Source organism: Natronorubrum sediminis, from assembly GCF_900108095.1.
Classification (GTDB): domain Archaea; phylum Halobacteriota; class Halobacteria; order Halobacteriales; family Natrialbaceae; genus Natronorubrum; species Natronorubrum sediminis.
The window spans coordinates 313165-337765 of the sequence record NZ_FNWL01000001.1 but is presented as its reverse complement, the minus strand read 5'-3'; the positions used below and the strand labels follow the sequence as shown (position 1 = coordinate 337765).

The window sequence follows — 24601 nt, the reverse complement described above, 5'->3', positions numbered from 1 at the left end:
ACGGCCATGAGTGAGGGCGGATTGTCGGAACTGGTCGCACAGGAGGTAAGCGACCAACTCGAGGTGAGCGATTTGCTCGGCGAGGGGTCGATCGAGGAGAGTATCGACGGCAGTGCTGTCGGTGGCGCGGTCGGGCGGGAGATCGGTGAACGCGCCGGTCGCGAACTGGGTGCGGGGATCGGACGCGGCATCCACCAGTCGCTCGCCGCCGGATTCGAGGAGGGAAAAGACCGAACGGAGATGCAATCGGACCTCAAGACCGAGATCAAAGCCGCCCTCAGCGAGACGCTCTCGGAGAGCGCGTCGTCGGAGACGATCAAATCGGTGGCCGAACGCGTCGCAGACGACGATGGAATCGAGGACCTCCTCGAGGGAGAGATCGGTGGCGACGAGGCGGACGATTCCGAGACCGACGACGAAACGCCGGACGATGCAGACGACACGGCTGAGAGTGAGGAGGGAGACACAGCCGAAGACGAAGAACAACCCGACGAGGAGGGTGCGGATACCGACGACGAAGCGGCCCAGACCGAGGAGGGTGACGAGTCCGAGGAGCCGACGGCGGAAGACGAGGAGATGTCCGTCGAAGACATCGAAGACCTCCGCCGGGATACCCTCGAGGACTTCCTCGGGGTGATGTCCTACGACGACCTCCAATCGGTCGCGAAAGACGTTGACGTGAAGGCGAACCTCAGCCGCGAGGAGATGACCGAAGAAATCATCGCTGCGGTAACCGACGAGGAGGAGAGCGCGGAGGAGGACGCAGAAACGGAAACCGACGATACGGAGGAAGCGGAGGCGAACGCGTCGTAACCCCGCTTTCGCTCGCGGTCTCCCGACCGACCGTCATCGGTGGGCGACCCAAACGGCGGGCCGGCGACACAAACGAGGCCACACATGAGTGAACCAACTACCGAAGACGTACGCGAGATTCTCCACGACGCGGAGACAGCGAGCGCGTCGATGCTCGGCGACGATGGGAGCGAGTCGGATCAGCCCGACGTACTCGAGGCGGCCGAACAGGCGAGTGCGTTTCTCGAGTCCGCAGACCCGCCGGAGATTCTCGAGGCGGTCGGATTGGAGACGTTGCCGGACGGCAGCGAGCCGGATTCGATCCCGGAGGCGATCGCACAGGGGGATCCGGAACGCGTCGACACGCTCCAGCAGCTATTCCACCTCGCGAATCTGGCCGAGACTGATAACGAGGGACTCGAGACGGCAGCCGACGCGCTCAGGCACTCTCGGAAGAAAACACAAGACGAAGAGATGAGTACCGACGACCAGGCGGACACAGACGAACCCGCCGACGATGACGAGGCGGACGAATCGAAGATCGGCGAGCAACTCCGAGACGCGTTTCAGTCGACGGTAACCGACGTAAGCGACGACCTCGAGGGCCTCACACAGCGACTCGAGGAAGCGACAGCCGGTGTCGTCGACGGTGATGAGGAGGCGGACGACGCGACCGACGAAGCGGAGGATGACGAGGAGTCGGACGAAGAAGGAGCCGATAAAGACGGTGAGGAAGACGACGAAGACGACGGACTGCTTGATCCTGGACTCGGTTCCGACGACGGCGATTCGGGGGGCAAAGATCGAGAGCGGCTTTCGACCGTCGCACCGTCACCCTCCGAACGGGCGGATATGAACGTCTCGACCAGCCATTCGACGATGCCGGATTCGAAGTGAGACTGACTCGCGTCGGAGCTACTCTTCGCGCCAGTCGTCGATGAAGAGTCGAGCGCCCATGACTGGGATAAACAAGAAGAACGCCAGGAGCATCATGCCGAGAAAGATGATGCTGATGAACTCGGGTGTGAGTTCGACCGGCGCGAGCAGTACCGCCAGTACCACCCCACCGACGAGCGAAACGACCGCGAGCGCGAGTAAATCCACACGATTGACCGGGACTTCCTCGGACATACGTGACCGTATGACTGACACCATATAGTAGCCGTCGAAAGCGCGAGCCAGCCGCGTTCATCCGATCTCGAGCACAAAACTTTCTTCGAGCGGAGCGAACACACACCATGGACGACGCAATTCTCCTCGCCACGGATGGCAGTGACGCGGCAACAAAAGCAACCGAGCGTGCGGTCGACCTCGCAAGCTCCCTCGAAGCGACGCTGTTCGTCCTCACTGTCCTCGAGAGTCGGACCGAGTACGACAACGCAATCGTCGATCCGGAAAAAGCCGAACGGCACCGTCGTGAACGCGCAACGGAGATTCTCGAGGACGTGACGGCGACGGCCGACGACGCCGGGGTCGCCGTCGAAACGGCCGTTCGATCCGGGATCCCACACGAGGAGATCCGTCGCTACGCCGGCGAGGAAGGAACCGACGTGATCGTCATCGGTGCTCGCGGTCACTCGTCGTTTCACGGGTCGCTGCTGGGAAGTACCGTCGACAGGTTGTTGCGTTCGACATCGCGGTCGGTGCTGGTCGTGGGCGGAACGGAGCAACCGTGAGTGAAACGGTGTCGCCTCGAGCGGTGTGATTATTCTGCGAGCCTCTCCGGGCGAACATTTACCACTGACGTCGTGGCACAGAGGGGTATGACGGTACTCGCGCCCTTCGATGGGTCCAGATTAGCGAACAAGGCACTCGAGACCGCAGCCACGTTCGGGGAACTTCTCGACGAAGAACTCGTCGTGTTGACGGTGATTCCGGACGATTCGGAGTACGCTCGAGAGCGAAACTGGATCACGATGGGCGAGCCCTTCGACGTCGACGCGATCGAACGCGGATTGCAGACTCGAGCGGCCGAAATCGCACCAGAGGCGACGTTTCAGACCGAGCGAGTCAGTTCCGAGGAACCCACGGCGACGGCGACGACGACCGTCGTCAGGGAGATTCGACGCGTCGCGAGGGAACTCGAGGCGTCGGTCGTCTTCATCGGCTCGGAGAACGCGGGGTCCGTGATCGCGCCCCACTCGAGCGTCGGGAGTCCGGTTGCGAACGATCAGCGCTACGACGTCTACGTCGTTCGTGAACCCGGTGACGAGGTTGATCCTGCGGAGCGAGTGGATATCGACTCGACGATTGAGTGAGCGGCGGTCCGTCGGACGCGACGCGAGCGGAGTGAGGACTCGCTCTCAGCGTGGCAACTCCGCGAGGACGAGCGGCGCGGCAGTCAGTTATCAACACGATCACAGTTACGCGCAAGGAGCGTCGCACCTGAACGACGACGGCGCGCCAACCCGGTGTCCGACGGCGATTCGTGCTTGCTGCCAGAGGAACGTTTATTCACCTGACTGCCATCGGTTCGAACGTATATGGTCGATCGGAATGGGTGGGCCCGTGACCACCCCGTCCTGACTGGATCCCTGCGACGTCCACCGGCGGCGTTCCTCGAGCAAGCGAACGTCACGGATTCGGACATCTACGACGAGTTCGACGAACGCTGGCCCGAGTGCTGGGAGCGCGCCGCCGACCTCCTCTCTTGGGATCAGCCCTACGAGACCGTTCTCGAGGACGAAGACGCGCCCTTCTACCGGTGGTTCGCTGACGGGCAATTGAACGCCGCCGAGAACTGTATCGATCGTCACCTCGAGGACGGTCGAAAGACGCACACGGCGATTCGCTGGGAAGGAAAACACGGCGAGCGAGAGACGTACACGTATCGGGACCTTTACGTCGCGACGAACGAGTTCGCCGCCGCGCTCAGAGAGTTAGGCGTCGAAGCGGACGACGTCGTGACGATCTACCTCCCGATGATCCCCGAACTACCGATCGCGATGCTCGCCTGCGCCCGCATCGGTGCCCCTCATAGCGTCGTCTTCGCTGGACTCTCCGCGGACGCGCTCGCGACGCGGATGGACGCCGCCGACAGCGAGTACCTCGTCACCTGCGACGGCTACTACCGACGCGGCGACGCGTTCAATCAGAAGAGTAAGGCCGACAACGCCCGACTCGAGGTCGACCAGGACGTCCGGACCGTCGTCGTCGACCGACTGGGCGAGGAGATGCCCCACGTCCTCGGCGACGACGAGCACGACTATCACGACTTGCGGCGTCGATTCGCCGGCGAAACGGTCGAACCGGTCTCGAGAGACGCCGAGGACATGCTGTTCTTGATGTACACGTCGGGAACCACCGGCGAACCGAAGGGTGTCGTTCACACGACGGGGGGCTACCTCTCTCACGTCGCCTGGACGACCCAGGCCGTCCTCGACGTCAAACCCGAGGACACCTACTGGTGTGCGGCCGACATCGGCTGGATTACCGGCCACTCCTACATCGTCTACGGCCCGCTCGCGTTAGGGACGACGACGGTGATGTACGAAGGGACGCCGGATTACCCAGACCGGGATCGCCTCTGGGAGATCGTCGACCGGAACGCCGTAGACATCTTCTACACCGCCCCGACGGCGATTCGCGCGTTCATGAAGTGGGGTGAATCGTACCCGAACGAACACGACCTTTCGTCGCTGCGGCTGCTCGGCACCGTCGGCGAACCCATCAGCCCTCGGCCGTGGCAGTGGTACTACGAGCACGTCGGCGACGAGGCGTGTCCGATCGTCGACACCTGGTGGCAGACCGAAACGGGGGCCGTGACAATCTCGACGCTACCGGGCGTCGACGAGATGAAACCCGGCGCTGCCGGCCCCGGATTGCCGGGGATCGACGTCCAGATCGTCGACGACGACGGGAGGGAAGTCGAGGCCGGCGACTCCGGCTACCTCACGATCGCCGAGCCCTGGCCGGGGATGGCCCGAACGCTCTACAGCGGCGACGACCGGTTTCGCGAGGAGTACTGGGAGCGATTTTCCAATCCAGAAGAAGACGAGTGGCGCTACGGCAGCGGCGACGCAGCCACGATCGACGACGACGGCTACATCACCGTGCTCGGTCGCGTCGACGACGTGATCAACGTCTCCGGCCACCGACTCGGCACGATGGAAATCGAGAGCGCGATCACCGATGTCGACGGCGTCGCGGAAGCCGCCGTCGTCGGGCGCTCGAGCGAATCGAACGGGACGGACATCCATGCCTACGTGAGCACCGAAGGCGGGTACAACGTGGACGACTCCGACATGAGCGAGACGATCGAACGAAGTATCGAAACCGCGATCGGCCCGATGGCGACACCGAAATCCATCCTCTTCACACCCGAGTTGCCGAAGACTCGCTCCGGGAAGATCATGCGTCGCTTGCTCGAGGCTGTCGCGAACGGCGAGGAACTCGGTGATACGAGCGCGCTTCGCAATCCGGAGATCGTCGGCGAGATTCAAGCAGAGATTCGCGAGGAGTGACGACCGGCGACGGCGCTCGATTTCTCACGACATCGTTTCGGAGTATTGACTCAGACGAAACGAGAAAGCCTGTTGATATCGGTGCAATCGGGTGAACCACCCGTTCGAACAGTACCGGGACGATACAATTATATTCGCGTCACCTGAAAGAGCGAATAACGATGCTCGAGGATCCAGATTCACCGGCGTTCTCGCGTCAGCAGTTCGAATCGCTCCTCGACGCCGCCGAAACGTACCGGGAGGCGCTCGTCGTTCGCCTCTGTGGCGACGTCGGCCTTCGACCGACCGAACTCACCGAACTCACGATCGACCACGTCGAGCAGGTCCGGATCGACCCGCCGCGGTACCTCGTTCGCGTCCCGGCCGTCGACGACGAGGACGAGGAGCGAACGGCGTACCTGCCGACACACGTCGAGCGGGAACTTCGTCGCTACGCTCGAAGCAACGACCTCTCGACGGACGATCGAATCTTTTCGGTGACGCCTCGACGCCTCCAGATGCTCGTCTCTGACGTCGCTGGCCGTGCGAGCGAGTTGTTCGACCAGCCCGCACTCAGCGACGTGTCGACGAGCGACCTCCGCCAGCACTTCGCGCGGCGAGCGCTCGTCGAGCACGCGGTCAATCCGCGCGTCGTCAAGAGTGTCGGCGGCTGGCAGAGTTTCGAAGCCCTCGAGTCCTATCTCCCCGAGCCGACGGACGCGGCGATCGTCGACGCCTTCGACGCTGTCGAACGCCCCGCAGGATCCGAACGCGGCCAGCAGCGCCGACGCCAACGCGGTTCGATGGTCAGCGACGACAGCGTGATTCGTTTGCTTCTGGCGGCGAGCGAACGGTACGCACTCCTTCGCCTCGACGCGGAGGGCTACGTCGACCGCTGGAATCGAAGTGCGGCCGCGATGTTCGGCTACCGGGCCGGCGAAATCGTCGGGACGCACGTCTCCGCATTTCACACCGACAAGGCCGTCGACGACGGCGAACCCGATCGAATCCTCTCTGCTGCACTCGAGGAGTCGGGCACCGAAGCCGACGGCTGGCGCGTTCACGAAGACGGCTCACGGTTTCGAGCGACAGAAGTCATCTCACCACTGCGCGACGAGCAGAGTCGCCACCGCGGGTTCGCCGTCTTCGTCCGCGACGTCACGAGCGCGCACGAGGATCTCGAGTCGACCCGGTCTCGCCGGGACGAACTCGAGCGACGGTATGCGGTGGCCCAGGCCCACCGCCGGGTCACGCAGTCGCTGTTCGTCTCGACCGATCACGCGGAAATCGAGTCGGAAATGTGTGCGGCGATGACGACGGGTGCGGCCTACGAGTACGCCTGGATCGACCGGGAGACGATCGCCGAGCGTCGACAGGACCGACGCCCCGCGAGCGGGATCGACCCCGGCGACGTCGAAGAATTCGTACCCGAGGCGTGGGACGCCGGGTCGTCGTCGCCCCCCGACGACTCGAGGTCGCTTCCGAGCGAACGGCGGGGACGGACGGACGAAGCGACGGCGGCCGACGACGGGTCGATGTCGGTGACGGTCAAGCGTGGCGTCTCACTGAACATCGACGGCGAGGCGAGCGACGAATCCGACCGTAGCGACGGCGCTTCGGCCACAGACGGCGACGGTGCGATCGCTCGTGTTCCCCTGGCCTACGGCGATACGTCGTACGGCACCCTCTCGGTCGCAACCGACAGAACGGACGCGTTCGACGACGACGAGCGACGGTGGCTCGAGGTCATCGGCCGACAGGGTGGCTACGCGATCGCCGCCGTTCGGCGGCGTAACCTCTTGCTTTCCGATCGCGTTGTCGAACTCGAAATCGCCTGTCGGGATGACTCCTCGTTCCTGGTGAACGCGTCGCGACGGCTCGGGTGTCGATTCATACTCGACTCGCTGGTCGCGATTTCGGAGTCGACGCAGGTGTACTACCTCCGACTCGAGGAGGCGTCGCCCGCCGATGTCTTCGATCTCGCCGCCGAGGATCCCGGCATCGACGATTATCGGCTGGTCGAGACGGACGAAGACGGCTGTCGCGTCGAGTTCGTCGTCGATGGCTCCTGTCCAATCGTGACGCTCACCGAGTACGGGACCACCGTCCTCGACGCGCGATTCGAGGGTGGTATCGCGACGATCACGGCCGAGTGTGCGGCCGACGCCAACCTGCGAACGATCGTCGACGGCCTCCGGAGTTCGTTTCCGGACTCGGAACTCGTCGGCAAGCGCGACGCAGAACGTACCGTCCAGACCGCCCAGCAGTTCCGTGAGGGTCTCGAGGAGCGCCTGACTGATCGACAGGAAGTATCGCTTCGAGCCGCCTACTTCGGCGGCTACTACGACTGGCCCCGGGAGAGTACGGCCGAGGAGATCGCCGACGCAATGGGTATCTCGTCACCGACGCTTCACAACCACCTCCGTAAGGGCCAACACGAACTCCTCCGGACGTTTTTCGACGAACCGAATGGAGAAGATATCGCCGTCGACGACATCGAGTATCGACGTGATTGATCGAACTCGAATCTAGCACTTGCAGTCTCTCGTCCGAAACAGACACTAAGCTTCTAGAGCGAGTTCCGTTTTCTCGTGATGTCGTCCTCGAACGCTGGCAGCCAACGGGTGACGTGTCGTGTCGTACCAGCGGAGAGGCGAGAATGTCGGCCGGTATAACCAGATATAACTCCCTAATATATTCGCCGTTCGTCACTTGACCACTTCGTTTTCGATCCCGTTTTGTACACCTAGATGGCGCATTTACTATACCCGTAGTCTATTGGAATGGTGTATCATGTCACAGGAGGAAGCCAGTCTCGAGGCGCGACTCGAAGAGCAGGAGGCCTTCGAGCCCCCCGAGTCGTTCGTCGAGCAAGCGAACGTCACGGATCCGGGAATTTACGACGAGTTCGAGGAGAATTGGCCCGAGTGTTGGGAACAGGCAGCCGACTTGCTGTCCTGGGAGAACGAGTACGACACGGTGCTCGACGACAGCAACGAACCGTTCTACGAGTGGTTTACCGGCGGCGACCTGAACGCGTCGTACAACTGTCTCGACCGGCACGTCGAAGACGGCGCGAAGAATCGCGCGGCGATCAAGTGGGAGGGCGAACTCGGCGAGACGCGCACGTACACGTACGGTGACTTGTTGAACGAGGTCGAAGCGTTCGCCTCAACGCTACGCGACCTCGGCGTCGAAGAAGACGACGTCGTCACCCTCTACATGCCGATGATCCCCGAACTTCCGATCGCGATGCTCGCGTGCGCCCGTATCGGCGCGCCACACGCGGTGGTCTTCGCCGGCTTCTCGGCCGACGCGCTCGCCACGCGGATGAACGCCGCCGACAGCGAGCACCTTGTCACCTGCGACGGCTACTACCGGCGTGGTGACGCCCTCGACCACCTCTCGAAGGCGAACGAGGGTCTCGAGGGCGTCGAACACGACGTTTCGGACGTCGTCGTCGTCGACCGACTCGGTGACGCCCTTGAGCACTCGCTGGCGGACAATCAGACCGATTACGACGAACTCGTCGACGAGCACGAGGGCGAGTCGGTCGAACCGGTCTCGAGAGACGCCGAGGACATGCTGTTCTTGATGTACACGTCGGGGACCACCGGTAAGCCGAAGGGTGTCAAACACACCACGGGCGGCTATCTGGCCTACACTGCGTGGACGAGTCACGCCGTGTTGGACGTCAAACCCGAGGACACCTACTGGTGTGCGGCCGACATCGGCTGGATTACCGGCCACTCCTACATCGTCTACGGCCCGCTCGCGTTAGGGACGACGACGATGATGTACGAGGGGACGCCCGACTACCCCGACAAGGATCGAATGTGGGAACTCGTCGAGAAGAATCGAGTCGATACGCTCTACACCGCCCCGACGGCCATCCGGGCGTTCATGAAGTGGGGCGAGGAGTATCCGGCCCGTCACGACCTCTCCTCACTGCGGCTGCTCGGGACGGTCGGCGAACCGATTAATCCGCGTGCGTGGAAGTGGTACTACAAACACATCGGCGGCGAGAGCTGTCCGATCGTCGACACCTGGTGGCAGACCGAAACCGGCGGCCACATGATCACGACGATACCGGGGATCGATACGATGAAACCCGGTTCCGCCGGCCCAGCCCTACCGGGCATCAGCGGTAAAGTCGTCGACGCCGAAGGCACCGAAGTCGAACCCGGAAACGCCGGCTACCTGGCCGTCGACAAACCGTGGCCGGGGATGTTGCGCACGCTCTATCAAAACGACGAGCGCTTCCTTCAGGAGTACTGGCAGGAGTACTCCGACGAAGACGCCGACGAGTGGGTGTACTTCCCCGAAGACGGCGCGAAAATCGACGACGACGGCTTCATCACCGTGCTTGGTCGCGTCGATGACGTGATTAACGTCTCCGGACACCGACTCGGCACGATGGAAATCGAGTCGGCCGTCGTCGGCGTCGAAGGCGTCGCCGAAGCCGCCGTCGTCGGCGGCGACCACGACGTGAAAGGCGAAGCCGTCTACGTCTATGCCATTCCAGAAGACGGCCAGGAACCCGACGACGACCTCGAGGAGGGCGTCGTCGAGAGCATCCTCGATTCGATCGGCCCGATCGCCAAGCCAGAAGACGTGATCTTCACGCCCGAACTGCCGAAGACGCGCTCGGGCAAGATCATGCGCCGCTTGCTCGAGAACATCGCGAGTGGCAACGAGCTCGGTAACACCTCGACGCTCCGGAATCCGGAAGTCGTCGACGATATCGCAGAACAGGTCGAAGCCGAGTAACCACGTCGTTCTTTTTTCAACTAAAAGACGACAAACATACCAAACTCTCAGAATATGTCAGATAATACCAGCCAAGATACGGAGCACGCCGCCGAAACGGACGGCGGCGTCAAGACCGAAGCGTACCTCGATAAGGAAATAAATATCTTCAAGCCGGCGACGCCGTTCATGCGGGATCACTTGCGCGTGATCTGGCTCTCGTTCGTCGCGTGGATCGTCGTTGTGTTCGGACCGACGACGGCAATTCTGTTCGCGCCGGAGTTCATGACCGAGACGACTGTCCTCGGGGGCTTCCCGCTGCACTTCTTCCTGGCGGCGATCGTTACACCGCTTGGCGCGTTGTTGCTCTCGGTCGGCTACGCGATGCAACGGGACCGACTGGATACGAAGTACGGAATTTCACACGAAGAAGCGGCGGAATCCGACGGAACCGTCGCTGCGGACGGAGGTGAACCATGATCGAAGCGGTCGATCCGGTGATTCTGCAGGAGACGGCCCTCGACGTCGGTGAGTTCAAACTCGTACCGGCGTTGACGGTGGCTGCCATGCTCATTTTGTTCCTCGGTGTCGGCTACTTCTTCCGAGTTGCCGCAGTCGACGAACTGTGGGTCGCCGGCCGCTCGATCGGATCGATCGAGAACGGGATGGCGATCGGAGCGAACTGGATGAGTGCGGCCTCCTACCTCGGCGTCGCGTCGCTCGTCGCCCTCTCGGGGTACTTCGGGTTGGCGTACGTCGTCGGCTGGACGACGGGGTACTTCATCCTGCTCATCTTCCTGGCCGCGCAGTTCCGCCGGTTCGGAAAGTACACCGCCCCCGACTTCGTCGGAGACCGGTTCTACTCCGATTGGGCGCGCGGAATTGCGGCGTTCACGACGCTCGCGATCGCGTTCACCTACGCGATCGGCCAGGCCAGCGGAATGGGGCTGATGGCTCAGTACATCTTCGGCATCTCCTACGAGATGGGCGTCATCCTGTTGATGGGCGTCACCATCGCCTACGTCGCCCTCTCGGGGATGCTCGGGACGACGAAGAACATGGCCATCCAGTACGTCATCCTCATCATCGCCTTCACGCTCGGCCTCTACGCCGTCGGCTGGTCACAGGGCTACTCGACCGTCCTGCCCTACCTCGAGTTCGGATCCGAGGTCTCGGCGGCCGCCGAAATCGAGACGCAGTTCGTCGAGCCGTTTGCCGCCGCGGGCTACTACGGCTGGATCGCGTTGGCGTTCAGCCTGATCGTCGGGACCTGCGGGCTCCCACACGTGCTCGTCCGGTTCTACACGGTCGAAAACGAGCGGACGGCCCGCTGGTCGACCGTCTGGGGCCTGTTCTTCATCTGCCTGCTGTACTGGGGAACGGCTGCCTACGCTGCGTTCGGTGGCTTGCTCTACAACGAGGAAGTGACCGATATTGAGGGCTTCGCCACCGGCGACGCGGAGATGCTCGGTATCGAAGCCGACGCACTCGTCGTCCTCACGACGCAACTGGCTGACCTGCCGGAGTGGCTAGTCGGACTGGTCGCCGCGGGTGCAGTCGCCGCGGCGCTCGCGACGACCGCCGGGTTGTTCATCACGGCTTCGTCGGCAGCGGCACACGACATCTACACGAATCTCTACAAGGACAACGCGACTCAGCGCGAGCAGATGATCGTCGGTCGAGCGACAATTCTCGGAATCGGTGCGCTCGTGACGCTCATCGGCCTCAATCCGCCAGCGCTCATCGGCGAACTCGTCGCAATGGCGTTCGCCATCGCCGGCAGTATCTTCTTCCCCGTGTTCTTCCTCGGCCTCTGGTGGGAGAACACGACCAAGGAGGGCGCAATCGCCGGCATGCTCGCGGGAATCGTCCTTTCGTTCGGCGCAATTCTCAACGACACGGCGATTCCGATGTACACCGGCGTCGAAGAAGCAGTCATCCCGGCAGTCGCGACGTGGTTGCCCGGAACGTCCTCCGCGCTGCTCGGCGTCCCGATCGTCTTCAGCGTGATCATCGTCGTCTCGGTGCTCACGGACGAGCCACCCGAAGACGTCAAGCGACTCGTTCGACAGTGTCACAGCCCCGAGCCGATGCAACAGATGGAATCGGCAGAGGACATCGCGACCGACGGCGGCCTCGAGGACGGAGTGGCCGACGGTGGATCGACGACCGACGCCGGCGATCGACCAGCAGACGACGCCACCGATGGCGAGCCTGAGACGGAGGAGTAACCATGTACGACACGATTCTCGTTCCAACCGACGGAAGCGACGTTGCGGAGAACGCGATCGACCACGCGGTCGACATCGCTGAGAAGTACGACGCCGACGTCCACGCGCTGTACGTCGTCGACACGAGCACGATGGATATCACGCTCGGCGCCGAACAAGTCGACCGAATTCACGCGGGTCGATTCGACGAGATGCCCGAACTCGAGGCTCGAGCCAGAACGGCACTCGAGTACGTTGCTGAGCAAGCAACAGAGCACGGTCTCGGCGTGACCGAATCGATCGTCGGCGGGCAGCCCCATCGACAGATCGCAAAATATGCCGACGACAACGGGGTCAATCTGATCGTGATGGGGTCTGCCGGTCGTGGCGGTGTTCGGCGAGCACTCCTGGGCAGCGTCGCCGAGCGAACGCTACGAACGACGGACATCCCGGTCCTCGTCGTCGACGTTCGGAAAGACTGACGCACGACGCGGCCGACACGAGACACCTCCTGTGATCTCACTCGAGTCGGCACGGGTCCTAAAGGCTGGTTTTCCGCTCACTCTCGATTCGTCGTCGCCATCTCGAGGCTGATGAAAAAGCCGAAGTAGGCGACGATGCCGGCGAGCATGAACAGATAGTACGCCCAGTCTGGGCCCTCGAGAATGCGAAAGAGCAGGTCGACCATCGTCACCCAAACGATAGCGAACACGAGGTCGACGAGAATCCCCCACCGATCCTCGCGTGCCTGTCGGATCCACTCGGCGACGTTCGTCATCGCGCGATCACCCGCCCGTTCCCTGTGTCAACCATCGCGTGACTCTTTCGCACGGGACCGAAAAAGCCTATCGACGGTCGGACAGCGGTCACTCCCCCCAATACTCCACCTCGTCGTCGAGACGGTAGTAACCCTCGAGCGACCGTTCGTCGCGGCCGCCCGGGGGCGAGCCGACGTAGACGCCGAATTTCTCCATCTCGGGATAGACCGTGATATCCGGTTCGTTCATCGTCGAGAGCATTAGATATCGGAGTGGCTCGTCGCTATCGTTGACGATTCGATGGCCGCCGCGTTCGTCCGCCGGGAGGGTGACGAAGTCGCCCGCCGTTAGCGGGGCTTCGCCGTCGGCGGCCCGAAGCATCCCCCCACCGGCGAGAACGTACACCGCCTCCTCGTTTGCCGTGTGATAGTGGAAGGGCCACGAGCGCTTCCCCGGCGGGAGTTCGTAGAGGCTACAACCGAGATCCGTCGCGTCGACGGCACTCGAGAGTGTCTTGCGTCGAAAGCGGGTGTCCTCGTTGTCGGGGTCGTACTCGTCCCAGTCGACGGCATCCTCGTTGATTTTGTTCATACCACGGATATCGCGGAGAGACTATTTATCGTTCAGTGGCCACCGTCGTTGTCCGCTGGCAGACAGCCCGTTCAGCCGATGTTCCTCGAGCGCACCGTCTGGAACGGCTCGCCAAAACGAAACCCCCTAACCTCACCCGAGAGTGGGTTAGGGCATGCACGACGAGAGCGAGGTCGCCGTCCTTCGACTGGGCCACCGACCCGGCCGAGACGAGCGGATGACGACCCACGTGGGCCTGACGGCGCGGGCACTGGGTGCTGACCGCGTCTGGGTCCCCGACAACGCCGGCCAGTCCAGAGACACCGTCGCGGACATTACCGACCGCTTCGGCGGACCGTTCGAGGTCGAACTGACCGACTCCCCACAGCGGATCATCCGCAACTGGGAGGGGCGGGTCGTCCACCTCACGATGTACGGCGAGCGAGTACAGGACGTCGAAAGCGAGATTCGTGACGCCCATCAGCGCGACGGCGAACCGATTCTCGTAGTCGTCGGTGCCGAAAAGGTCCCCTTCGACGTCTACGAGGAAGCCGACTGGAACGTCGGCGTCACGAACCAACCACACTCCGAAGTCGCCGGACTCGCCGTCTTTCTCGACCGCCTGTTCGACGGGCGCGAACTCGAGCGCGAGTGGGAAGACGCCGACCGACGCGTCGTTCCGATGGAGACCGGCAAGCGCGTCGAATCGGCGGACGGAGCACACGACGGCGAGTAAGGTGCGGCCGAGCGACGCCTGCTCAACCGGAGGGGCGAAAGACGCGAAGCGGCCGAAGGACGCGACCACCGGCTCCTCGAGCGACGGATTTAACCATCGCCTGAGCACCCATCTCGGACTCGTCGATCGTATAGCCGGTGCCGACGCGTTCGATCGGCCCTGACTCGCCGTGGATCTCGAGCAGGCGCTCGAAGTCCTCGTCGGTGAGTCCCGTCTCGGATTTGATTTCTGCGGCGGTGAGCGGTCGGTCGGCCTCGCGGAGCGCCTCGATGAGCCAGCGGTTGTGCTCGCCGACGAGGTACACCTCCTCGTTGGACATATCGTCTTCGTCGGTTGGCTCACCGTCTGTGTTGGCCGTGTCGGCTTTCGCGTTGGTTGCGTCGATGCTCACAGTAGTTGCGTCGACGTCCGAATTCGCCGTGTCGTCGCCATCGTCAGGGTGTCGCCACGTGTCGACGGCGTCCAATAGAAGCCAGCCGCCGAGCGCGAGAAGTGCGCCGCCGAGCCACAGGTCGCCACTCGAGGAGCCATGGATACCCGCGACAGCGACGATTGCTCCGAGGATCGCCTTCGCGAGTACCGGGCCGAGGTCGAGTCCGAGTGCATCCATCGTCGCTCGGAGCACTGGCGCGACCACGACGATCCCGAGGAGAATCGAAACCGCAGCGGAATCCATTCCAGCCGCCGAGAAGACGCCGAGGAAGACGATTAGGGCACCCACGTCGACGACGTCGACGCGCTCGCGGAACCGAGACACGACCTGTCGGACCATCGAGAATATCGTCCAGACACGCGTCCTTAACAGTATTGAATGGTGTCTCGACGCCACTGACCGCGGAACGGCTGACTCGTCAGGCTCACACTGAGCTGAGCGAGGAGTCTCGTCGAGAAATGGAGGTCTATTTTGGGCGAAGGTATCGTCAACGAGAAATTTTATAGGTGAACCTCGGTAACGTCCGCCATGGATCTTACAGATGTGGCCCAGTCTGCCAGAGAGGGAAACGTTGGTAAACTCTTCGACGAGACGGCCACACACCACGGGGATGGGCAGGCGATGGAACACCACGACGAGCGCACCACGCACGCCGAACTCGAGGCGTGGACGGCCGAATTCGCCGGCGGACTCCACGACCTCGGACTCGAGCCCGACGACCGGTTGCTTCTGTTCTTGCCGAACTGTCCGGAGTACCTCGTCGCGTCGCTCGGTTCGTTCAAGGCCGGCGTCGTCATCTCGCCGGTCAATCCCCAGTACAAACGCCGCGAGGTGTCCTACCAGCTCGAGGACACCGACGCGAAAGCCATCGTCACGCACCCCGCGCTTCGACCCGTCGTCGATCAGGCGCTCGAGGAGACAGGACGGGGCGTCGAGGTAATCACCGTCGAGAGCCAGTACATGGATCGCGACCCCGAGGATACGTTCTTCGAGGACGTGCGCGGAGAGCCGACGCTCGTCGAACGCGCGGACGACGACGTCGCCCTGTTGCCCTACACCTCGGGGACGACGGGCAAACCGAAGGGCGTCCAGTTGACCCACCAGAACACGCGTTCGCAGGTGAACTGGACGCTCGCGGCCTCGAACGACGACGTCGAACCCGAGAACGTGCGGAGTCTCATCTGGCTGCCGCTCTATCACATCACGGGCTTTACGCACACCGCCTTACAGCCCCTCGCGGGGGGCGGTAGCTGCTACTTCCGGAGCGCCCTCGAGTGGGACGCCCAGGAGTGTATGCAACTGATCGAGGACGAGGAGATCACCCACTTCGTCGGCGTGACGACGATGTACTCGGATATGGTCGCCGCGGACGACTTCGGCGAGTACGACCTCTCGAGTCTCGAGTCGGCCGCCGAAGGTGGCGCGAAGCTCTCGACGGCCGTCCAGGAGCAATTCGAGGAGACGGCCGGCGTGGATATCTCCGAAGGATACGGCCTCACCGAAACCCACGGCGCGACGCACACCCAGTCCGGATCCTCGTTCGGTCTGCGCCATGGGACGATCGGACAGCCGCTGCGGATCACCGACTGCAAGATCGTCGACGAGAGCGGCGAGGAAGTCGCGTCGGGCGAGGAGGGCGAACTCCTCGTGCGCGGCCCGCAGGTGATGAAGGGCTACCACGAGTTACCTGACGCCACCGACGCCGCATTTACGGAGAACGGCTACTTCCGAACCGGTGATATTGCCCGGCGAGACGGGCTGAACTACTACGAAATCGTCGACCGGAAGAAGCACATGATCAACACTGCGGGCTACAACGTCTACCCCAGCGAACTCGAGAATTTGCTCCTCGAGCACGACGCCGTCGCGGACGCGGCTGTCGTCGGGATTCCGGACGAGCGACGCAACGAGGTACCGAAGGCGTTCGTCGTCCCGGCCGACGGGTTCGAGGCAGGCGAGGACATCACGGACGAGGAGATCAAAGAGTACTGCCTCGAGCGCGTCGCGAGTTACAAACACCCCCGCGAAGTCGAACTCATCGACGATCTCCCGCGAACGACGAGCGGAAAGATACAGAAGTACAAACTCGAGGAGTGAGACGGTCTACGCTCGAGCGCTGCGTATCGGTCTCGCGTCCGATCTCGAGTGAGAGACCGAATCTTCCCGTCGCTCTCGAGACTGACTGTCCGTCTCGCTCACGAGGGCGAATCACTCGCACCAAAGGGAGCCGTCCCACTATCCGTATTCTGTACGCAGCGAGCACTCGAGTGGGTTACTCGCGCTCGAGTTGGTCGCCGCCGAACTCGTCGTCGCTCTGGATTCTCGAGGCCTGCGGGCCGTCTTGATCCTGGTACTTCGAGCCGCGGTCGCTGCCGTAGGGTCGCTCGGCTTCCGTCTTCAACTCGGTGAACGTCAACTGCGAAATGCGCATTCCGGGGGTGAGCGCGACGGGTGCCGTCCCGAGGTTCGATAACTCGAGGGTGATCTGCCCGCGATAGCCGGGGTCACAGAGGCCTGCCGTGGCGTGGACGACGACGGCGAGACGACCCAGCGAGGAGCGCCCTTCGACGTGGGCGATTAAGTCCGCAGGAATTTCGACGCGCTCGTAGGTGGTCCCCAGGACGAAATCGCCGGGGTGGAGAATGAAATCGTCGCCGTCCTCGACGATCGTCTCCGTCACGTACTCGTCGACTTCCTGTTCAGAGTTAGGATGGATACAGGGGATGTTCGTCCGCTGGAACTCGAGGAATTCCCGACCCAATCTGAGGTCGACACTCGCGGGTTGAATCTGAAGCTCTGGATCGTCTAGCGGTTCGATGGCGAGGTCTCCTGCCTCGAGGCGCGCCAGAATGTCCGCGTCGGAAAGGATCATACGCGAGCAGTCGAACGCGGGTGGTGTAAACGGTTCGGCTTCACTCGAGAATCACCACTTCGGCTCGAGGGAGTCAGATGAGCACCGAAATCATCGGGAAGAGCAACAACGCGGCACAGACGCCCGCGGCGAGCAGGGCCGTCGTCGTAGCCGTCGAGCGATCGAGTCCGATACCGTGCCAGAGCCCGCCGCGCCAGATTGCCGCCGCCCAGGCGCACGCGAGTAGCGTGAGCGGCGCGAGAATCCACAGATCGGGATCCACCGGGACGCCGCTCAGATCGATCTCGAGTGCGACGATCACAGAGAGGAGGGCGTTCGTCACGAGTTCCCCCGCGAGCAGCGGGACGAGTCCCCACGCTGCGAGGGAAAGCGTCTGGGCTGGCTCAAGGTCCGCGCTGAGAGCGCGGCCGAATCCGTACAGCACGGCCGTCGGAACGACCCAGTAGAGCAGAGTCGCCTCGAGCGTCTGAAGCAGGTACGTAATAGACACGGAGTCCGCTCCGAAATCGCTCCCAATCCGCCAGACGAGTCCGAGTACGGTGATCGCGAGCCAGTAGCCGATCACGAGTCCGGCCGTTCGCGTACGGGAGAACGCGTCCGCTCGAGCGAAGTACTCGCTGGGAGAGACGAGCGGCGTCGTCGACATACGTCAGCACACAAACCGGTTCACCAAAACCGTTCGGGTCTCGCTGTCGCTTTCGCTGTGGCTATAGGAGTCGACGTATTTTGTCCGCGCATGAAACAAGCCATCGTCGCTCGGACGGACATCGGCATGGGACAGGGAAAACTCGCCGCACAGGTCGCACACGCCTCACTCTCGGCCTACGAGAAGGCTGACAAGCAACTGCGGAGTCAGTGGAAACAGGGGGGCCAGAAGAAGGTCGTCCTCAAAGGAGAGAGCGAGCGTCAACTCCACGAACTCTCCGCCATCGCGGACAGCGAGGGGATTCCAAACGCCGTCGTCAGAGACGCCGGACACACCCAACTCGAGCCCGGAACCGTCACCACCCTCGCCGTGGGCCCAGCAGCGGACGACCGAGTCGACAGCGTCACCGGCGAACTCTCGTTGTTCTGAACGCCTCGCGAGATCGGTTCGCAGAGGTCCGTAGCACGGCCGCTCGAGGACGGACGGCGTCGAATCGGCCACTTTCATTCGTCAGACACCAGTAGATACTTATTCGAACCTGACGAGGTCGAACCTGCAATGTCCGTCCTCTCAACCGAAGACGAAGGGAAGTTCCTCATGGACGTCAGAGGCGAACAGATCGGGATCGTCACGAAGATCGATCCCATCGAACAGGTCGCCTACGTCGATCCGGAGCCAAGCCTGGCGAACGCCTGGATCCAGAGTCTCGGCCGCGGCGACGCCGGTGAGGACGACCTCGAGGTACCAAGCGACAATATCAAGACGATCACCGATTCGGAGGTTCGCGTCGACGCGGATCTCAGCAGCGAAGCCTGAGACGGCACGCTCGTCTACCCTGCGCGCGATCCGACCGACTCGAGAACGAACCGATTTATCCTTCGCGGCCAAAGCGACGATAATCAGTAATGCGCTCGGCACACCCCACAGAGCAGGCCGTTGGCATGGACCACTACGTCAGTGACGCCGACGGCGTCGGCGGCCACCTGCGCGAGGACGACGAACACTTTCGCGTGCGCGAACTCGAGCGCTTCGAGACTCAACCCATTGACGCGTCCACGGACGCGTACCCACATCTCGTCTTTCGCGTGACGCTGTCGGGCTGGGATACGAACGACTTCGCCTCGCGACTCTCGAACGCACTCGGCATCTCTCGCGAGCGGGTCAACTGGGCCGGGACGAAGGACAAGTACGCGGTCACCACGCAACTATTCTCGGTCTACGGAGCCAACCCCGCGGACCTGCCGGACGTCGACGGTGCGGAGATCGAGGTGCTTGGACGTGCGGGACGCTCCCTCGAGTTCGGTGACCTCGCGGGCAACGAGTTCGAACTCGTGGTCAGCGAGCCGAGTCGACCGGAGACCGCGACCGACATCTCGAGCGAACTACACGAGTTCGGCGGGCTCGCGGACGGGGATAATGCGGACGAAGAGATGACTTCCGTCGCCGTCCCCAACTTCTTTGGCCAGCAACGCTTCGGGAGCCGTCGCCCCGTCACGCACGAGGTCGGTCTCGAGATCGTCCGCGGGAGCTGGAAGGGCGCGGTGATGGCCTACCTCGGGAACCCGACGGACGCCGAACCCGAATCGACGCAGGTGGCACGCGAATTCGTCCAGGAGAGCGAAGACTGGCAGGAAGCCCTCGAGCGGTTTCCCAACCGGCTCCGGTACGAACGATCGCTCCTGCACGGCCTCGCCGAGTGCGACGGAGAGCCGGGTCCGGACGACTTCAGGGCCACACTCGAGCGCCTTCCGTCGAATCTCCAGCGGCTGTTCGTCCACGCCGCTCAGTCCTACGCGTTCAACCTGATGCTCAGTGAGCGCCTCGAACGCGGGCTTCCATTCGACCGCCCCGTCGAAGGCGACGTGGCCTGTTTCGCCGACACTGACGCGCCCGCCGGTCTCGAGTTGCCCGACACCGACCGACTCCAGCGCGTCGACGAGCGCCGCGTGCGCTCGGTCACGCGCCACTGCGAGCGCGGGCGAGCGTTCGTCACCGCGCCGCTCGTGGGGACCGAGACGGAGTTAGCCGACGGCGAACAGGGTGAGATCGAACGCCGCGTGCTGGAGAAACTCGACCTCGAACCCGCCGACTTCGACCTCCCCGGCGAATTTCACTCGACGGGGACGCGGCGAGCGATGCTCGTTCGGACCGATCTGCGCCTCGAGAGCGACCCGTTGACGCTCTCGTTCGCGTTGCCGAAGGGGTCGTATGCGACGGTTGTGTTGCGAGAGTACCTGAAGGTCGATCCGGTCGACCTCGGCTGAGGACAGACTTCCTGCTGAGAATAGGTACTCGTATCCTCCCCCGCCTCGAAGATGAGTGATATGCAGGGAGACGACGAACCGGAGATTCTCTTGACGAACGACGACGGGATCGACGCGCCAGGTATCCGTGCGCTCCACGACGCCCTCGCGGAGGTCGCCTCCGTGACCGTTATCGCCCCCGATCGGAACCAGAGCGCCGTCGGCCGCTCGCTGTCCTACGGACGGACGAGCGCCGAGGCCGAAGAAGACGACCTGACGACGAGCATGGCCGACGGCATGTTCACCTCGCCGGTCCCCCACGCCGAGCACGAACTCGGTTACGCCGTGCGCGGGACGCCCTGTGACTGCGCCATCGTCGGCGTCAACGCCATAGAGCCCGAACCCGATCTCGTCGTGTCTGGGTGTAACTCTGGAGCGAACCTCGGTGCGTACGTCTTCTCGCGCTCGGGAACCGTCAGCGCCGCGATGGAGGCCGCGTACCTCGATACTCCCTCGATTGCCATCTCGATGGACACGCTGGGTATCGAACGCGACCTCGAACCGGCCGACTTCGACCGGGCGGGTGAAATCGCAGCGGCGCTCGCGACCGGCGTGCCCGGGACGGGCCTGTTCGATCGGATCGACTACCTGAACGTCAACGTCCCCCGACCCGGGGTCGAGGAGAACGGGGTCGAACTCACCCGGCCGACCGAAATCTACGAGATGGACGCGGCGGTCGAGAACGGCGGCTTCCAGTTGACCAACCGACTCTGGCAGCAGATGGCGAATCGCGACATTCCAGACCCTGAGGATACGGATCGTCACGCGTTGCTCGAGGGGGGGGTCTCCGTCTCGCCGATGCGTGTCCCCTACGAGGTCGTGGAGACGGGCGACGTTCGACGCATCCTCCAGCGGATGCTGTAATCCGACCCCGAGACCACAGCACTCGAACCCGAACTCGAACTGGAAAACACGGCCGTTTTACGCCAGTCGCTCGAATTACCAGTATGGAGTGTCGCCACTGCGCCTCGCCCCTCGAGAAACCCGGCGACTTCTGTCTGGTCTGTCGGGAATCCAATACTGAGGCAATCGTCCTCGAGGCGGGCCGCGAGCGAGCGACGCTAACGATGCTCGAGGCTGAGAGCGACGAGGCACCTGCGGCGACCAGAGGAGGCGACGATCTCGTACTCGGAAAGACGACGATTACGACGACACCCGAGGAAGGCGAGAACGAACCCGTCGAACTCCGGAACTTCGCAGGCCGAATCGGCGACGAGATTAGGCGAAAGCGACCAACGGAGGTTTACGCCGGCGGCGAGCGCTCGGTCGTTCGCGCCGTCCGCGAGGACGTTCATCACTCGTTCTACCGCGTCGCGGACGACGACCCTGTCGAGGCCGTCCTCGAGCGTCGGGGCGAACCTGCACTCGACGTCGTCGAAACGCCGCCAGCAGAGAAAATTGGCGGCAGCCACACGACGCTCATCGGCGGCCGGACGGGGATGCGAGCGATCCACACCGTCGCGGACCACCCCCACGTCAAGAAGGTCATTCCGGGGCCCATCGACGCCGGCGGAAAGGGCTCGCAGTCGGGTCTTCGGGCGAAAGTTACCCGCGCCGACAACGGCGGCAACGTGCGAATGCTGTTGCGCGACGGCTCGAGCGTACAGGAAAATCGAGTCGTCACGACAGCGTCGAACCGAACGATGGGCGAGCAGATTCGCGCCGACCTGAACGACGTTCTCTCGGAAACGGAGTTTCAGTAACGGCCCGGATGACCACATTCGGGCAACAATTGTCTCGAGTCGATGGAAGTGACAGCGCCTGCTGGTTGTCGGGGCCTTTTCCGACCGGCCGTAATGAGATATAATTAGCCATGCTCGAGCGACCGGACGTCGTGCTAGCCGCGATACCGTTGCTCGCGATCAGTGGCGTTGCCCTCCGAACAGTTGTCGCGCTGTCGGGAGTCGGAACGGGGTTGCTCGCCGCGCCGTTGACTCCGCTCGGATTCGTGGCGGCGTTCGTCTTCATCGTTCGAGAACTTTTCTCCGGTCCGGTCGCCCGGGCGGCGGACGAGTCGCGGTAACTCAACAGGTTTAAGAATCCGCTGGCGGTAGGTAGGGCTACTATGGCCGATAACGGAATTGTCGGGAGTGCAGGCCGCTTTGGTGCACGCTACGGTCGTGTTGCCCGACGCCGCGTCAGTGATATCGAAGACGACATGAACAACGCTCAGGTCGACGGCGACGACGTCACGCGCGTCGGAACCGGCATCTGGAAGAACGAAGAGACCGGCGAAGTCTTCACCGGCGGTGCCTACCGCCCGGAGACCCCCGCCGGCCGGACCGTCACGCGCTCGATCCGCGCGGCACTCGCCGAAGACAGCGAATAACCTCTCTCCAACTGTATGAGCTACAAGTGCTCCCGCTGTAAACGCGACGTCCAGATCGACGAGTACGGTGGCGTCCGCTGTCCGTACTGCGGCCACCGCGTGCTCCTCAAAGAGCGCAGCCGCGACGTCAAGGAAGTCGGCGTCAACTAACGACCGCACGTGTCTTCTCACGAGGCGACCCTCGAGTTCGACTACGAGTCTCCGGCTCACGCCTCGATCATCGCCGAAAGCGTCAGCCGAGAGACCGGCGAAATCGACGACGAGCGCTCGCAGACGACCATCGCTCGAGACGGACGGGTCGTCGAAATTCGGATCGACGCCGCTGACGTAATCGCACTCAGAGCGGCCCTCAACACCTGGTTTACGCTGGTCGACGTCGCCGAACAGACAGCGGCCATCGCCGACGACGCCCGACGCCAGCCATAGACGCCTGCAGAGGCTGGCACCGGTGACTTTTCTGCAACCGGCGAACGTGTCGTATGTCCAACCACGCCGAAACGTGGCTCGGTTTGCCGCGTCGATTCAAGCCCCTCGTGTTGGCCGGTGTCGCACTCGGCCTCGGCCTCGGTGGCTTCTTCGACGGCCTCGTCTTTCACCAAATTCTGCAGTGGCACCACCTGCTATCCTCGCATCCGAATCCGAGCATCGCCGGTGATATGGCACTCAATATGCAAGCGGATGGGCTCTTCCACGCCGTCGCGTGGATACTCACGGCCATCGGCGTCGCCCTGTTACTCAGGGCATGGAAACAGCCTGGCGTCCCCCCGTCAGGGCGAACGCTCTTCGGTTCGTGGTTGATGGGCTGGGGGCTGTTCAATCTCCTCGAGGGAATCGTAAACCACCACCTTCTCGGAATTCACCACGTCTGGCCCGACGGTCCCGGTCCCGTGCTCCTGTGGGACCTCGCGTTCCTCCTCTGGGGGTTCGTGTTTCTCGCCGTGGGGTACCGACTCGTCCAGACCGATACGACGACGGTGCCAGCACCCGGAAACCGTTCGATACGGGACGATTCCGGTGACACGGGCTGATTCGCTCATCGAACGCAAAGCTTGGCTTTATCAGTGCGGAGGGCGACCAACGAGATATGCAAGGCAATCTCCCACCGGAAGCACAGGAGAAAATCGAACAGCTTCAGGACCTTCAGGAGACGGCACAGACCGTCGCCGTCCAGAAACAGGAAGCCGAATCGAACCTCACCGAGGCCGAAAACGCCCTCGAGGAACTCGAGAACATCGAGGACGACACCGCCATGTACCGCAAGGTCGGTGAACTCCTCGTCGAGACGGAGTACGACACCGCCGAAGACGAACTCGAGGACAAAGTCGACTCCCTCGAGATCCGACTCGAGACTCTCGAAAAGCAAGAAGAACGCGTTCAGGATCAATTCGAGGGTCTGCAGGACGAACTCGAAGACCTCCTCGGTGGCGGCGGTGCAATGGGCGGCCCAGCAGGCCCAGGCGGACCCGGCGCTGGCGGCGCATAAATGTCGAGTGAGGATCCGACCGACGAGGAGGTCGTTCAGACGGCCTCCGACGCTGCGGAGGGCTACGTCTTCACGCAGTACAAACAATCAGCCGTTCGAGACCTCGACGTGACCGCCTCGTTCGACGACGGCATGCTCGAGGTCGATGTCTACCTCAACGCCCCCGACGGCGAGGAGACACCCGACCCCGAAACGGTCGCAGACGATGCGGCACTCGCCGCACGGGATGCCGTCGACGACCTATTCGGCGAGTAACCGTCCTCCGTTTTTCTTTCACG

Annotated in this window: 30 protein-coding genes; 24 read left to right on the top strand and 6 right to left on the bottom strand. The window is 63.0% G+C overall.

The window, feature by feature from the left end; translation table 11 throughout:
* The first annotated feature begins 6 nt into the window (after positions 1 to 6).
* Together BLW62_RS01685 and BLW62_RS01680 are read left to right on the top strand one after the other, a co-directional pair.
* On the top strand, positions 7 to 813 hold the full coding sequence (locus BLW62_RS01685) for a hypothetical protein (protein WP_090504299.1): 807 nt from the start codon (positions 7 to 9) through the stop codon (positions 811 to 813).
* A gap of 84 nt (positions 814 to 897) precedes the next feature.
* Entirely contained in the window at positions 898 to 1689 is a 792-nt protein-coding gene (locus BLW62_RS01680) for a hypothetical protein (protein ID WP_090504296.1), read from the top strand.
* Between the two features lie 18 nt (positions 1690 to 1707).
* Here BLW62_RS01680 and BLW62_RS01675 read toward each other — a convergent pair whose 3' ends face one another.
* Positions 1708 to 1923 (bottom strand): hypothetical protein, encoded by a 216-nt coding sequence (locus BLW62_RS01675; RefSeq protein WP_090504293.1) that lies wholly within the window; start codon positions 1921 to 1923, stop codon positions 1708 to 1710.
* A 107-nt stretch (positions 1924 to 2030) separates the two neighbouring features.
* Here BLW62_RS01675 and BLW62_RS01670 point away from each other — a divergent pair, with 107 nt between their 5' ends.
* From BLW62_RS01670 to BLW62_RS01635, 8 genes are all read left to right on the top strand, one after another.
* On the top strand, positions 2031 to 2468 hold the full coding sequence (locus BLW62_RS01670; RefSeq protein ID WP_090504290.1) for a universal stress protein: 438 nt from the start codon (positions 2031 to 2033) through the stop codon (positions 2466 to 2468).
* 87 nt (positions 2469 to 2555) lie between these two features.
* Entirely contained in the window at positions 2556 to 3050 is a 495-nt protein-coding gene (locus BLW62_RS01665; protein WP_090504287.1) for a universal stress protein, read from the top strand.
* A gap of 225 nt (positions 3051 to 3275) precedes the next feature.
* Positions 3276 to 5255, top strand: a complete 1980-nt coding sequence (acs, locus tag BLW62_RS01660) for an acetate--CoA ligase (RefSeq protein ID WP_090504284.1) — start codon at positions 3276 to 3278, stop codon at positions 5253 to 5255.
* A gap of 161 nt (positions 5256 to 5416) precedes the next feature.
* On the top strand, positions 5417 to 7750 hold the full coding sequence (locus tag BLW62_RS01655) for a bacterio-opsin activator domain-containing protein (RefSeq protein ID WP_090504281.1): 2334 nt from the start codon (positions 5417 to 5419) through the stop codon (positions 7748 to 7750).
* A 277-nt stretch (positions 7751 to 8027) separates the two neighbouring features.
* Entirely contained in the window at positions 8028 to 10004 is a 1977-nt protein-coding gene (acs, locus tag BLW62_RS01650; protein WP_090504277.1) for an acetate--CoA ligase, read from the top strand.
* A gap of 54 nt (positions 10005 to 10058) precedes the next feature.
* On the top strand, positions 10059 to 10463 hold the full coding sequence (locus BLW62_RS01645; RefSeq protein ID WP_076578344.1) for a DUF4212 domain-containing protein: 405 nt from the start codon (positions 10059 to 10061) through the stop codon (positions 10461 to 10463).
* Positions 10460 to 12214 (top strand): sodium:solute symporter family transporter, encoded by a 1755-nt coding sequence (locus BLW62_RS01640; RefSeq protein WP_090504274.1) that lies wholly within the window; start codon positions 10460 to 10462, stop codon positions 12212 to 12214. The genes BLW62_RS01645 and BLW62_RS01640 overlap by 4 nt, the downstream gene beginning before the upstream one ends.
* A 2-nt stretch (positions 12215 to 12216) precedes the next feature.
* The gene (locus tag BLW62_RS01635) at positions 12217 to 12675 is read left to right on the top strand and encodes a universal stress protein (RefSeq protein ID WP_090504271.1); all 459 of its coding nucleotides are present in this window, start codon (positions 12217 to 12219) and stop codon (positions 12673 to 12675) included.
* 77 nt (positions 12676 to 12752) lie between these two features.
* Here the strand turns inward: BLW62_RS01635 and BLW62_RS01630 are convergent, their stop codons facing one another.
* Both BLW62_RS01630 and BLW62_RS01625 read right to left on the bottom strand, forming a co-directional pair.
* On the bottom strand, positions 12753 to 12971 hold the full coding sequence (locus BLW62_RS01630) for a DUF8119 family protein (protein WP_090504268.1): 219 nt from the start codon (positions 12969 to 12971) through the stop codon (positions 12753 to 12755).
* Between the two features lie 88 nt (positions 12972 to 13059).
* Positions 13060 to 13542: a cupin domain-containing protein gene (locus tag BLW62_RS01625; protein WP_090504265.1), complete on the bottom strand. Its 483-nt coding sequence runs from the start codon at positions 13540 to 13542 to the stop codon at positions 13060 to 13062.
* A gap of 154 nt (positions 13543 to 13696) precedes the next feature.
* Here BLW62_RS01625 and BLW62_RS01620 point away from each other — a divergent pair, with 154 nt between their 5' ends.
* The gene (locus BLW62_RS01620; RefSeq protein WP_090504262.1) at positions 13697 to 14257 is read left to right on the top strand and encodes a tRNA (cytidine(56)-2'-O)-methyltransferase; all 561 of its coding nucleotides are present in this window, start codon (positions 13697 to 13699) and stop codon (positions 14255 to 14257) included.
* A gap of 22 nt (positions 14258 to 14279) precedes the next feature.
* Here BLW62_RS01620 and BLW62_RS01615 read toward each other — a convergent pair whose 3' ends face one another.
* The gene (locus BLW62_RS01615) at positions 14280 to 15029 is read right to left on the bottom strand and encodes a hypothetical protein (RefSeq protein ID WP_090504259.1); all 750 of its coding nucleotides are present in this window, start codon (positions 15027 to 15029) and stop codon (positions 14280 to 14282) included.
* Positions 15030 to 15218: 189 nt separating this feature from the next.
* On the opposite strand from BLW62_RS01615, the gene BLW62_RS01610 reads away from it, so the two are divergent.
* Complete coding sequence (locus BLW62_RS01610) at positions 15219 to 16787, top strand: class I adenylate-forming enzyme family protein (protein ID WP_090504253.1); 1569 nt, start codon at positions 15219 to 15221, stop codon at positions 16785 to 16787.
* A gap of 175 nt (positions 16788 to 16962) precedes the next feature.
* On the opposite strand, the gene dcd is transcribed toward BLW62_RS01610, so the two are convergent.
* On the bottom strand, positions 16963 to 17562 hold the full coding sequence (dcd, locus tag BLW62_RS01605) for a dCTP deaminase (RefSeq protein ID WP_090504250.1): 600 nt from the start codon (positions 17560 to 17562) through the stop codon (positions 16963 to 16965).
* A gap of 73 nt (positions 17563 to 17635) precedes the next feature.
* Entirely contained in the window at positions 17636 to 18208 is a 573-nt protein-coding gene (locus BLW62_RS01600; protein WP_090504247.1) for a YIP1 family protein, read from the bottom strand.
* 90 nt (positions 18209 to 18298) lie between these two features.
* Here BLW62_RS01600 and pth2 point away from each other — a divergent pair, with 90 nt between their 5' ends.
* From pth2 to BLW62_RS01540, 12 genes are all read left to right on the top strand, one after another.
* Positions 18299 to 18637 carry a peptidyl-tRNA hydrolase Pth2 gene (gene pth2, locus BLW62_RS01595; protein ID WP_076578322.1) on the top strand — a complete coding sequence of 113 codons (339 nt, stop codon included), beginning with the start codon at positions 18299 to 18301 and terminating at the stop codon, positions 18635 to 18637.
* 129 nt (positions 18638 to 18766) lie between these two features.
* Positions 18767 to 19024, top strand: a complete 258-nt coding sequence (locus tag BLW62_RS01590) for a hypothetical protein (protein WP_090504244.1) — start codon at positions 18767 to 18769, stop codon at positions 19022 to 19024.
* Between the two features lie 89 nt (positions 19025 to 19113).
* Positions 19114 to 20472, top strand: a complete 1359-nt coding sequence (gene truD / locus BLW62_RS01585) for a tRNA pseudouridine(13) synthase TruD (RefSeq protein WP_090504240.1) — start codon at positions 19114 to 19116, stop codon at positions 20470 to 20472.
* A 60-nt stretch (positions 20473 to 20532) separates the two neighbouring features.
* Positions 20533 to 21375: a 5'/3'-nucleotidase SurE gene (gene surE, locus BLW62_RS01580; protein WP_090504236.1), complete on the top strand. Its 843-nt coding sequence runs from the start codon at positions 20533 to 20535 to the stop codon at positions 21373 to 21375.
* 83 nt (positions 21376 to 21458) lie between these two features.
* Positions 21459 to 22214, top strand: a complete 756-nt coding sequence (locus BLW62_RS01575) for a DUF2103 domain-containing protein (RefSeq protein WP_090504232.1) — start codon at positions 21459 to 21461, stop codon at positions 22212 to 22214.
* A 110-nt stretch (positions 22215 to 22324) separates the two neighbouring features.
* Positions 22325 to 22534: a hypothetical protein gene (locus BLW62_RS01570; protein WP_090504229.1), complete on the top strand. Its 210-nt coding sequence runs from the start codon at positions 22325 to 22327 to the stop codon at positions 22532 to 22534.
* A gap of 42 nt (positions 22535 to 22576) precedes the next feature.
* Complete coding sequence (locus BLW62_RS01565; protein ID WP_076578310.1) at positions 22577 to 22840, top strand: eL43 family ribosomal protein; 264 nt, start codon at positions 22577 to 22579, stop codon at positions 22838 to 22840.
* A gap of 15 nt (positions 22841 to 22855) precedes the next feature.
* Positions 22856 to 22990: a DNA-directed RNA polymerase subunit P gene (locus BLW62_RS01560; RefSeq protein ID WP_006091868.1), complete on the top strand. Its 135-nt coding sequence runs from the start codon at positions 22856 to 22858 to the stop codon at positions 22988 to 22990.
* 9 nt (positions 22991 to 22999) lie between these two features.
* Complete coding sequence (locus tag BLW62_RS01555) at positions 23000 to 23266, top strand: KEOPS complex subunit Pcc1 (RefSeq protein ID WP_090504225.1); 267 nt, start codon at positions 23000 to 23002, stop codon at positions 23264 to 23266.
* 53 nt (positions 23267 to 23319) lie between these two features.
* A complete protein-coding gene (locus BLW62_RS01550; protein ID WP_090504221.1) occupies positions 23320 to 23868 on the top strand; it encodes a DUF2243 domain-containing protein in 549 nt (182 codons plus the stop codon).
* A gap of 56 nt (positions 23869 to 23924) precedes the next feature.
* Entirely contained in the window at positions 23925 to 24323 is a 399-nt protein-coding gene (locus BLW62_RS01545) for a prefoldin subunit beta (RefSeq protein ID WP_090504218.1), read from the top strand.
* Positions 24324 to 24578, top strand: coding sequence for a DUF3194 domain-containing protein (locus tag BLW62_RS01540; protein WP_090504215.1), 255 nt, complete (start codon positions 24324 to 24326; stop codon positions 24576 to 24578). It begins immediately after the preceding gene.
* Positions 24579 to 24601: the final 23 nt, after the last annotated feature.

Bases quoted from the DNA above. Each gene is read 5' to 3' on its own strand.
- BLW62_RS01685 (WP_090504299.1), top strand. From the start codon at position 7: ATGAGTGAGGGCGGATTGTCGGAACTGGTCGCACAGGAGGTAAGCGAC.
- BLW62_RS01680 (WP_090504296.1), top strand. From the start codon at position 898: ATGAGTGAACCAACTACCGAAGACGTACGCGAGATTCTCCACGACGCG.
- BLW62_RS01675 (WP_090504293.1), bottom strand. From the start codon at position 1,923: ATGTCCGAGGAAGTCCCGGTCAATCGTGTGGATTTACTCGCGCTCGCG.
- BLW62_RS01670 (WP_090504290.1), top strand. From the start codon at position 2,031: ATGGACGACGCAATTCTCCTCGCCACGGATGGCAGTGACGCGGCAACA.
- BLW62_RS01665 (WP_090504287.1), top strand. From the start codon at position 2,556: ATGACGGTACTCGCGCCCTTCGATGGGTCCAGATTAGCGAACAAGGCA.
- acs (WP_090504284.1), top strand. From the start codon at position 3,276: ATGGTCGATCGGAATGGGTGGGCCCGTGACCACCCCGTCCTGACTGGA.
- BLW62_RS01655 (WP_090504281.1), top strand. From the start codon at position 5,417: ATGCTCGAGGATCCAGATTCACCGGCGTTCTCGCGTCAGCAGTTCGAA.
- acs (WP_090504277.1), top strand. From the start codon at position 8,028: ATGTCACAGGAGGAAGCCAGTCTCGAGGCGCGACTCGAAGAGCAGGAG.
- BLW62_RS01645 (WP_076578344.1), top strand. From the start codon at position 10,059: ATGTCAGATAATACCAGCCAAGATACGGAGCACGCCGCCGAAACGGAC.
- BLW62_RS01640 (WP_090504274.1), top strand. From the start codon at position 10,460: ATGATCGAAGCGGTCGATCCGGTGATTCTGCAGGAGACGGCCCTCGAC.
- BLW62_RS01635 (WP_090504271.1), top strand. From the start codon at position 12,217: ATGTACGACACGATTCTCGTTCCAACCGACGGAAGCGACGTTGCGGAG.
- BLW62_RS01630 (WP_090504268.1), bottom strand. From the start codon at position 12,971: ATGACGAACGTCGCCGAGTGGATCCGACAGGCACGCGAGGATCGGTGG.
- BLW62_RS01625 (WP_090504265.1), bottom strand. From the start codon at position 13,542: ATGAACAAAATCAACGAGGATGCCGTCGACTGGGACGAGTACGACCCC.
- BLW62_RS01620 (WP_090504262.1), top strand. From the start codon at position 13,697: ATGCACGACGAGAGCGAGGTCGCCGTCCTTCGACTGGGCCACCGACCC.
- BLW62_RS01615 (WP_090504259.1), bottom strand. From the start codon at position 15,029: ATGGTCCGACAGGTCGTGTCTCGGTTCCGCGAGCGCGTCGACGTCGTC.
- BLW62_RS01610 (WP_090504253.1), top strand. From the start codon at position 15,219: ATGGATCTTACAGATGTGGCCCAGTCTGCCAGAGAGGGAAACGTTGGT.
- dcd (WP_090504250.1), bottom strand. From the start codon at position 17,562: ATGATCCTTTCCGACGCGGACATTCTGGCGCGCCTCGAGGCAGGAGAC.
- BLW62_RS01600 (WP_090504247.1), bottom strand. From the start codon at position 18,208: ATGTCGACGACGCCGCTCGTCTCTCCCAGCGAGTACTTCGCTCGAGCG.
- pth2 (WP_076578322.1), top strand. From the start codon at position 18,299: ATGAAACAAGCCATCGTCGCTCGGACGGACATCGGCATGGGACAGGGA.
- BLW62_RS01590 (WP_090504244.1), top strand. From the start codon at position 18,767: ATGTCCGTCCTCTCAACCGAAGACGAAGGGAAGTTCCTCATGGACGTC.
- truD (WP_090504240.1), top strand. From the start codon at position 19,114: ATGCGCTCGGCACACCCCACAGAGCAGGCCGTTGGCATGGACCACTAC.
- surE (WP_090504236.1), top strand. From the start codon at position 20,533: ATGCAGGGAGACGACGAACCGGAGATTCTCTTGACGAACGACGACGGG.
- BLW62_RS01575 (WP_090504232.1), top strand. From the start codon at position 21,459: ATGGAGTGTCGCCACTGCGCCTCGCCCCTCGAGAAACCCGGCGACTTC.
- BLW62_RS01570 (WP_090504229.1), top strand. From the start codon at position 22,325: ATGCTCGAGCGACCGGACGTCGTGCTAGCCGCGATACCGTTGCTCGCG.
- BLW62_RS01565 (WP_076578310.1), top strand. From the start codon at position 22,577: ATGGCCGATAACGGAATTGTCGGGAGTGCAGGCCGCTTTGGTGCACGC.
- BLW62_RS01560 (WP_006091868.1), top strand. From the start codon at position 22,856: ATGAGCTACAAGTGCTCCCGCTGTAAACGCGACGTCCAGATCGACGAG.
- BLW62_RS01550 (WP_090504221.1), top strand. From the start codon at position 23,320: ATGTCCAACCACGCCGAAACGTGGCTCGGTTTGCCGCGTCGATTCAAG.
- BLW62_RS01545 (WP_090504218.1), top strand. From the start codon at position 23,925: ATGCAAGGCAATCTCCCACCGGAAGCACAGGAGAAAATCGAACAGCTT.
- BLW62_RS01540 (WP_090504215.1), top strand. From the start codon at position 24,324: ATGTCGAGTGAGGATCCGACCGACGAGGAGGTCGTTCAGACGGCCTCC.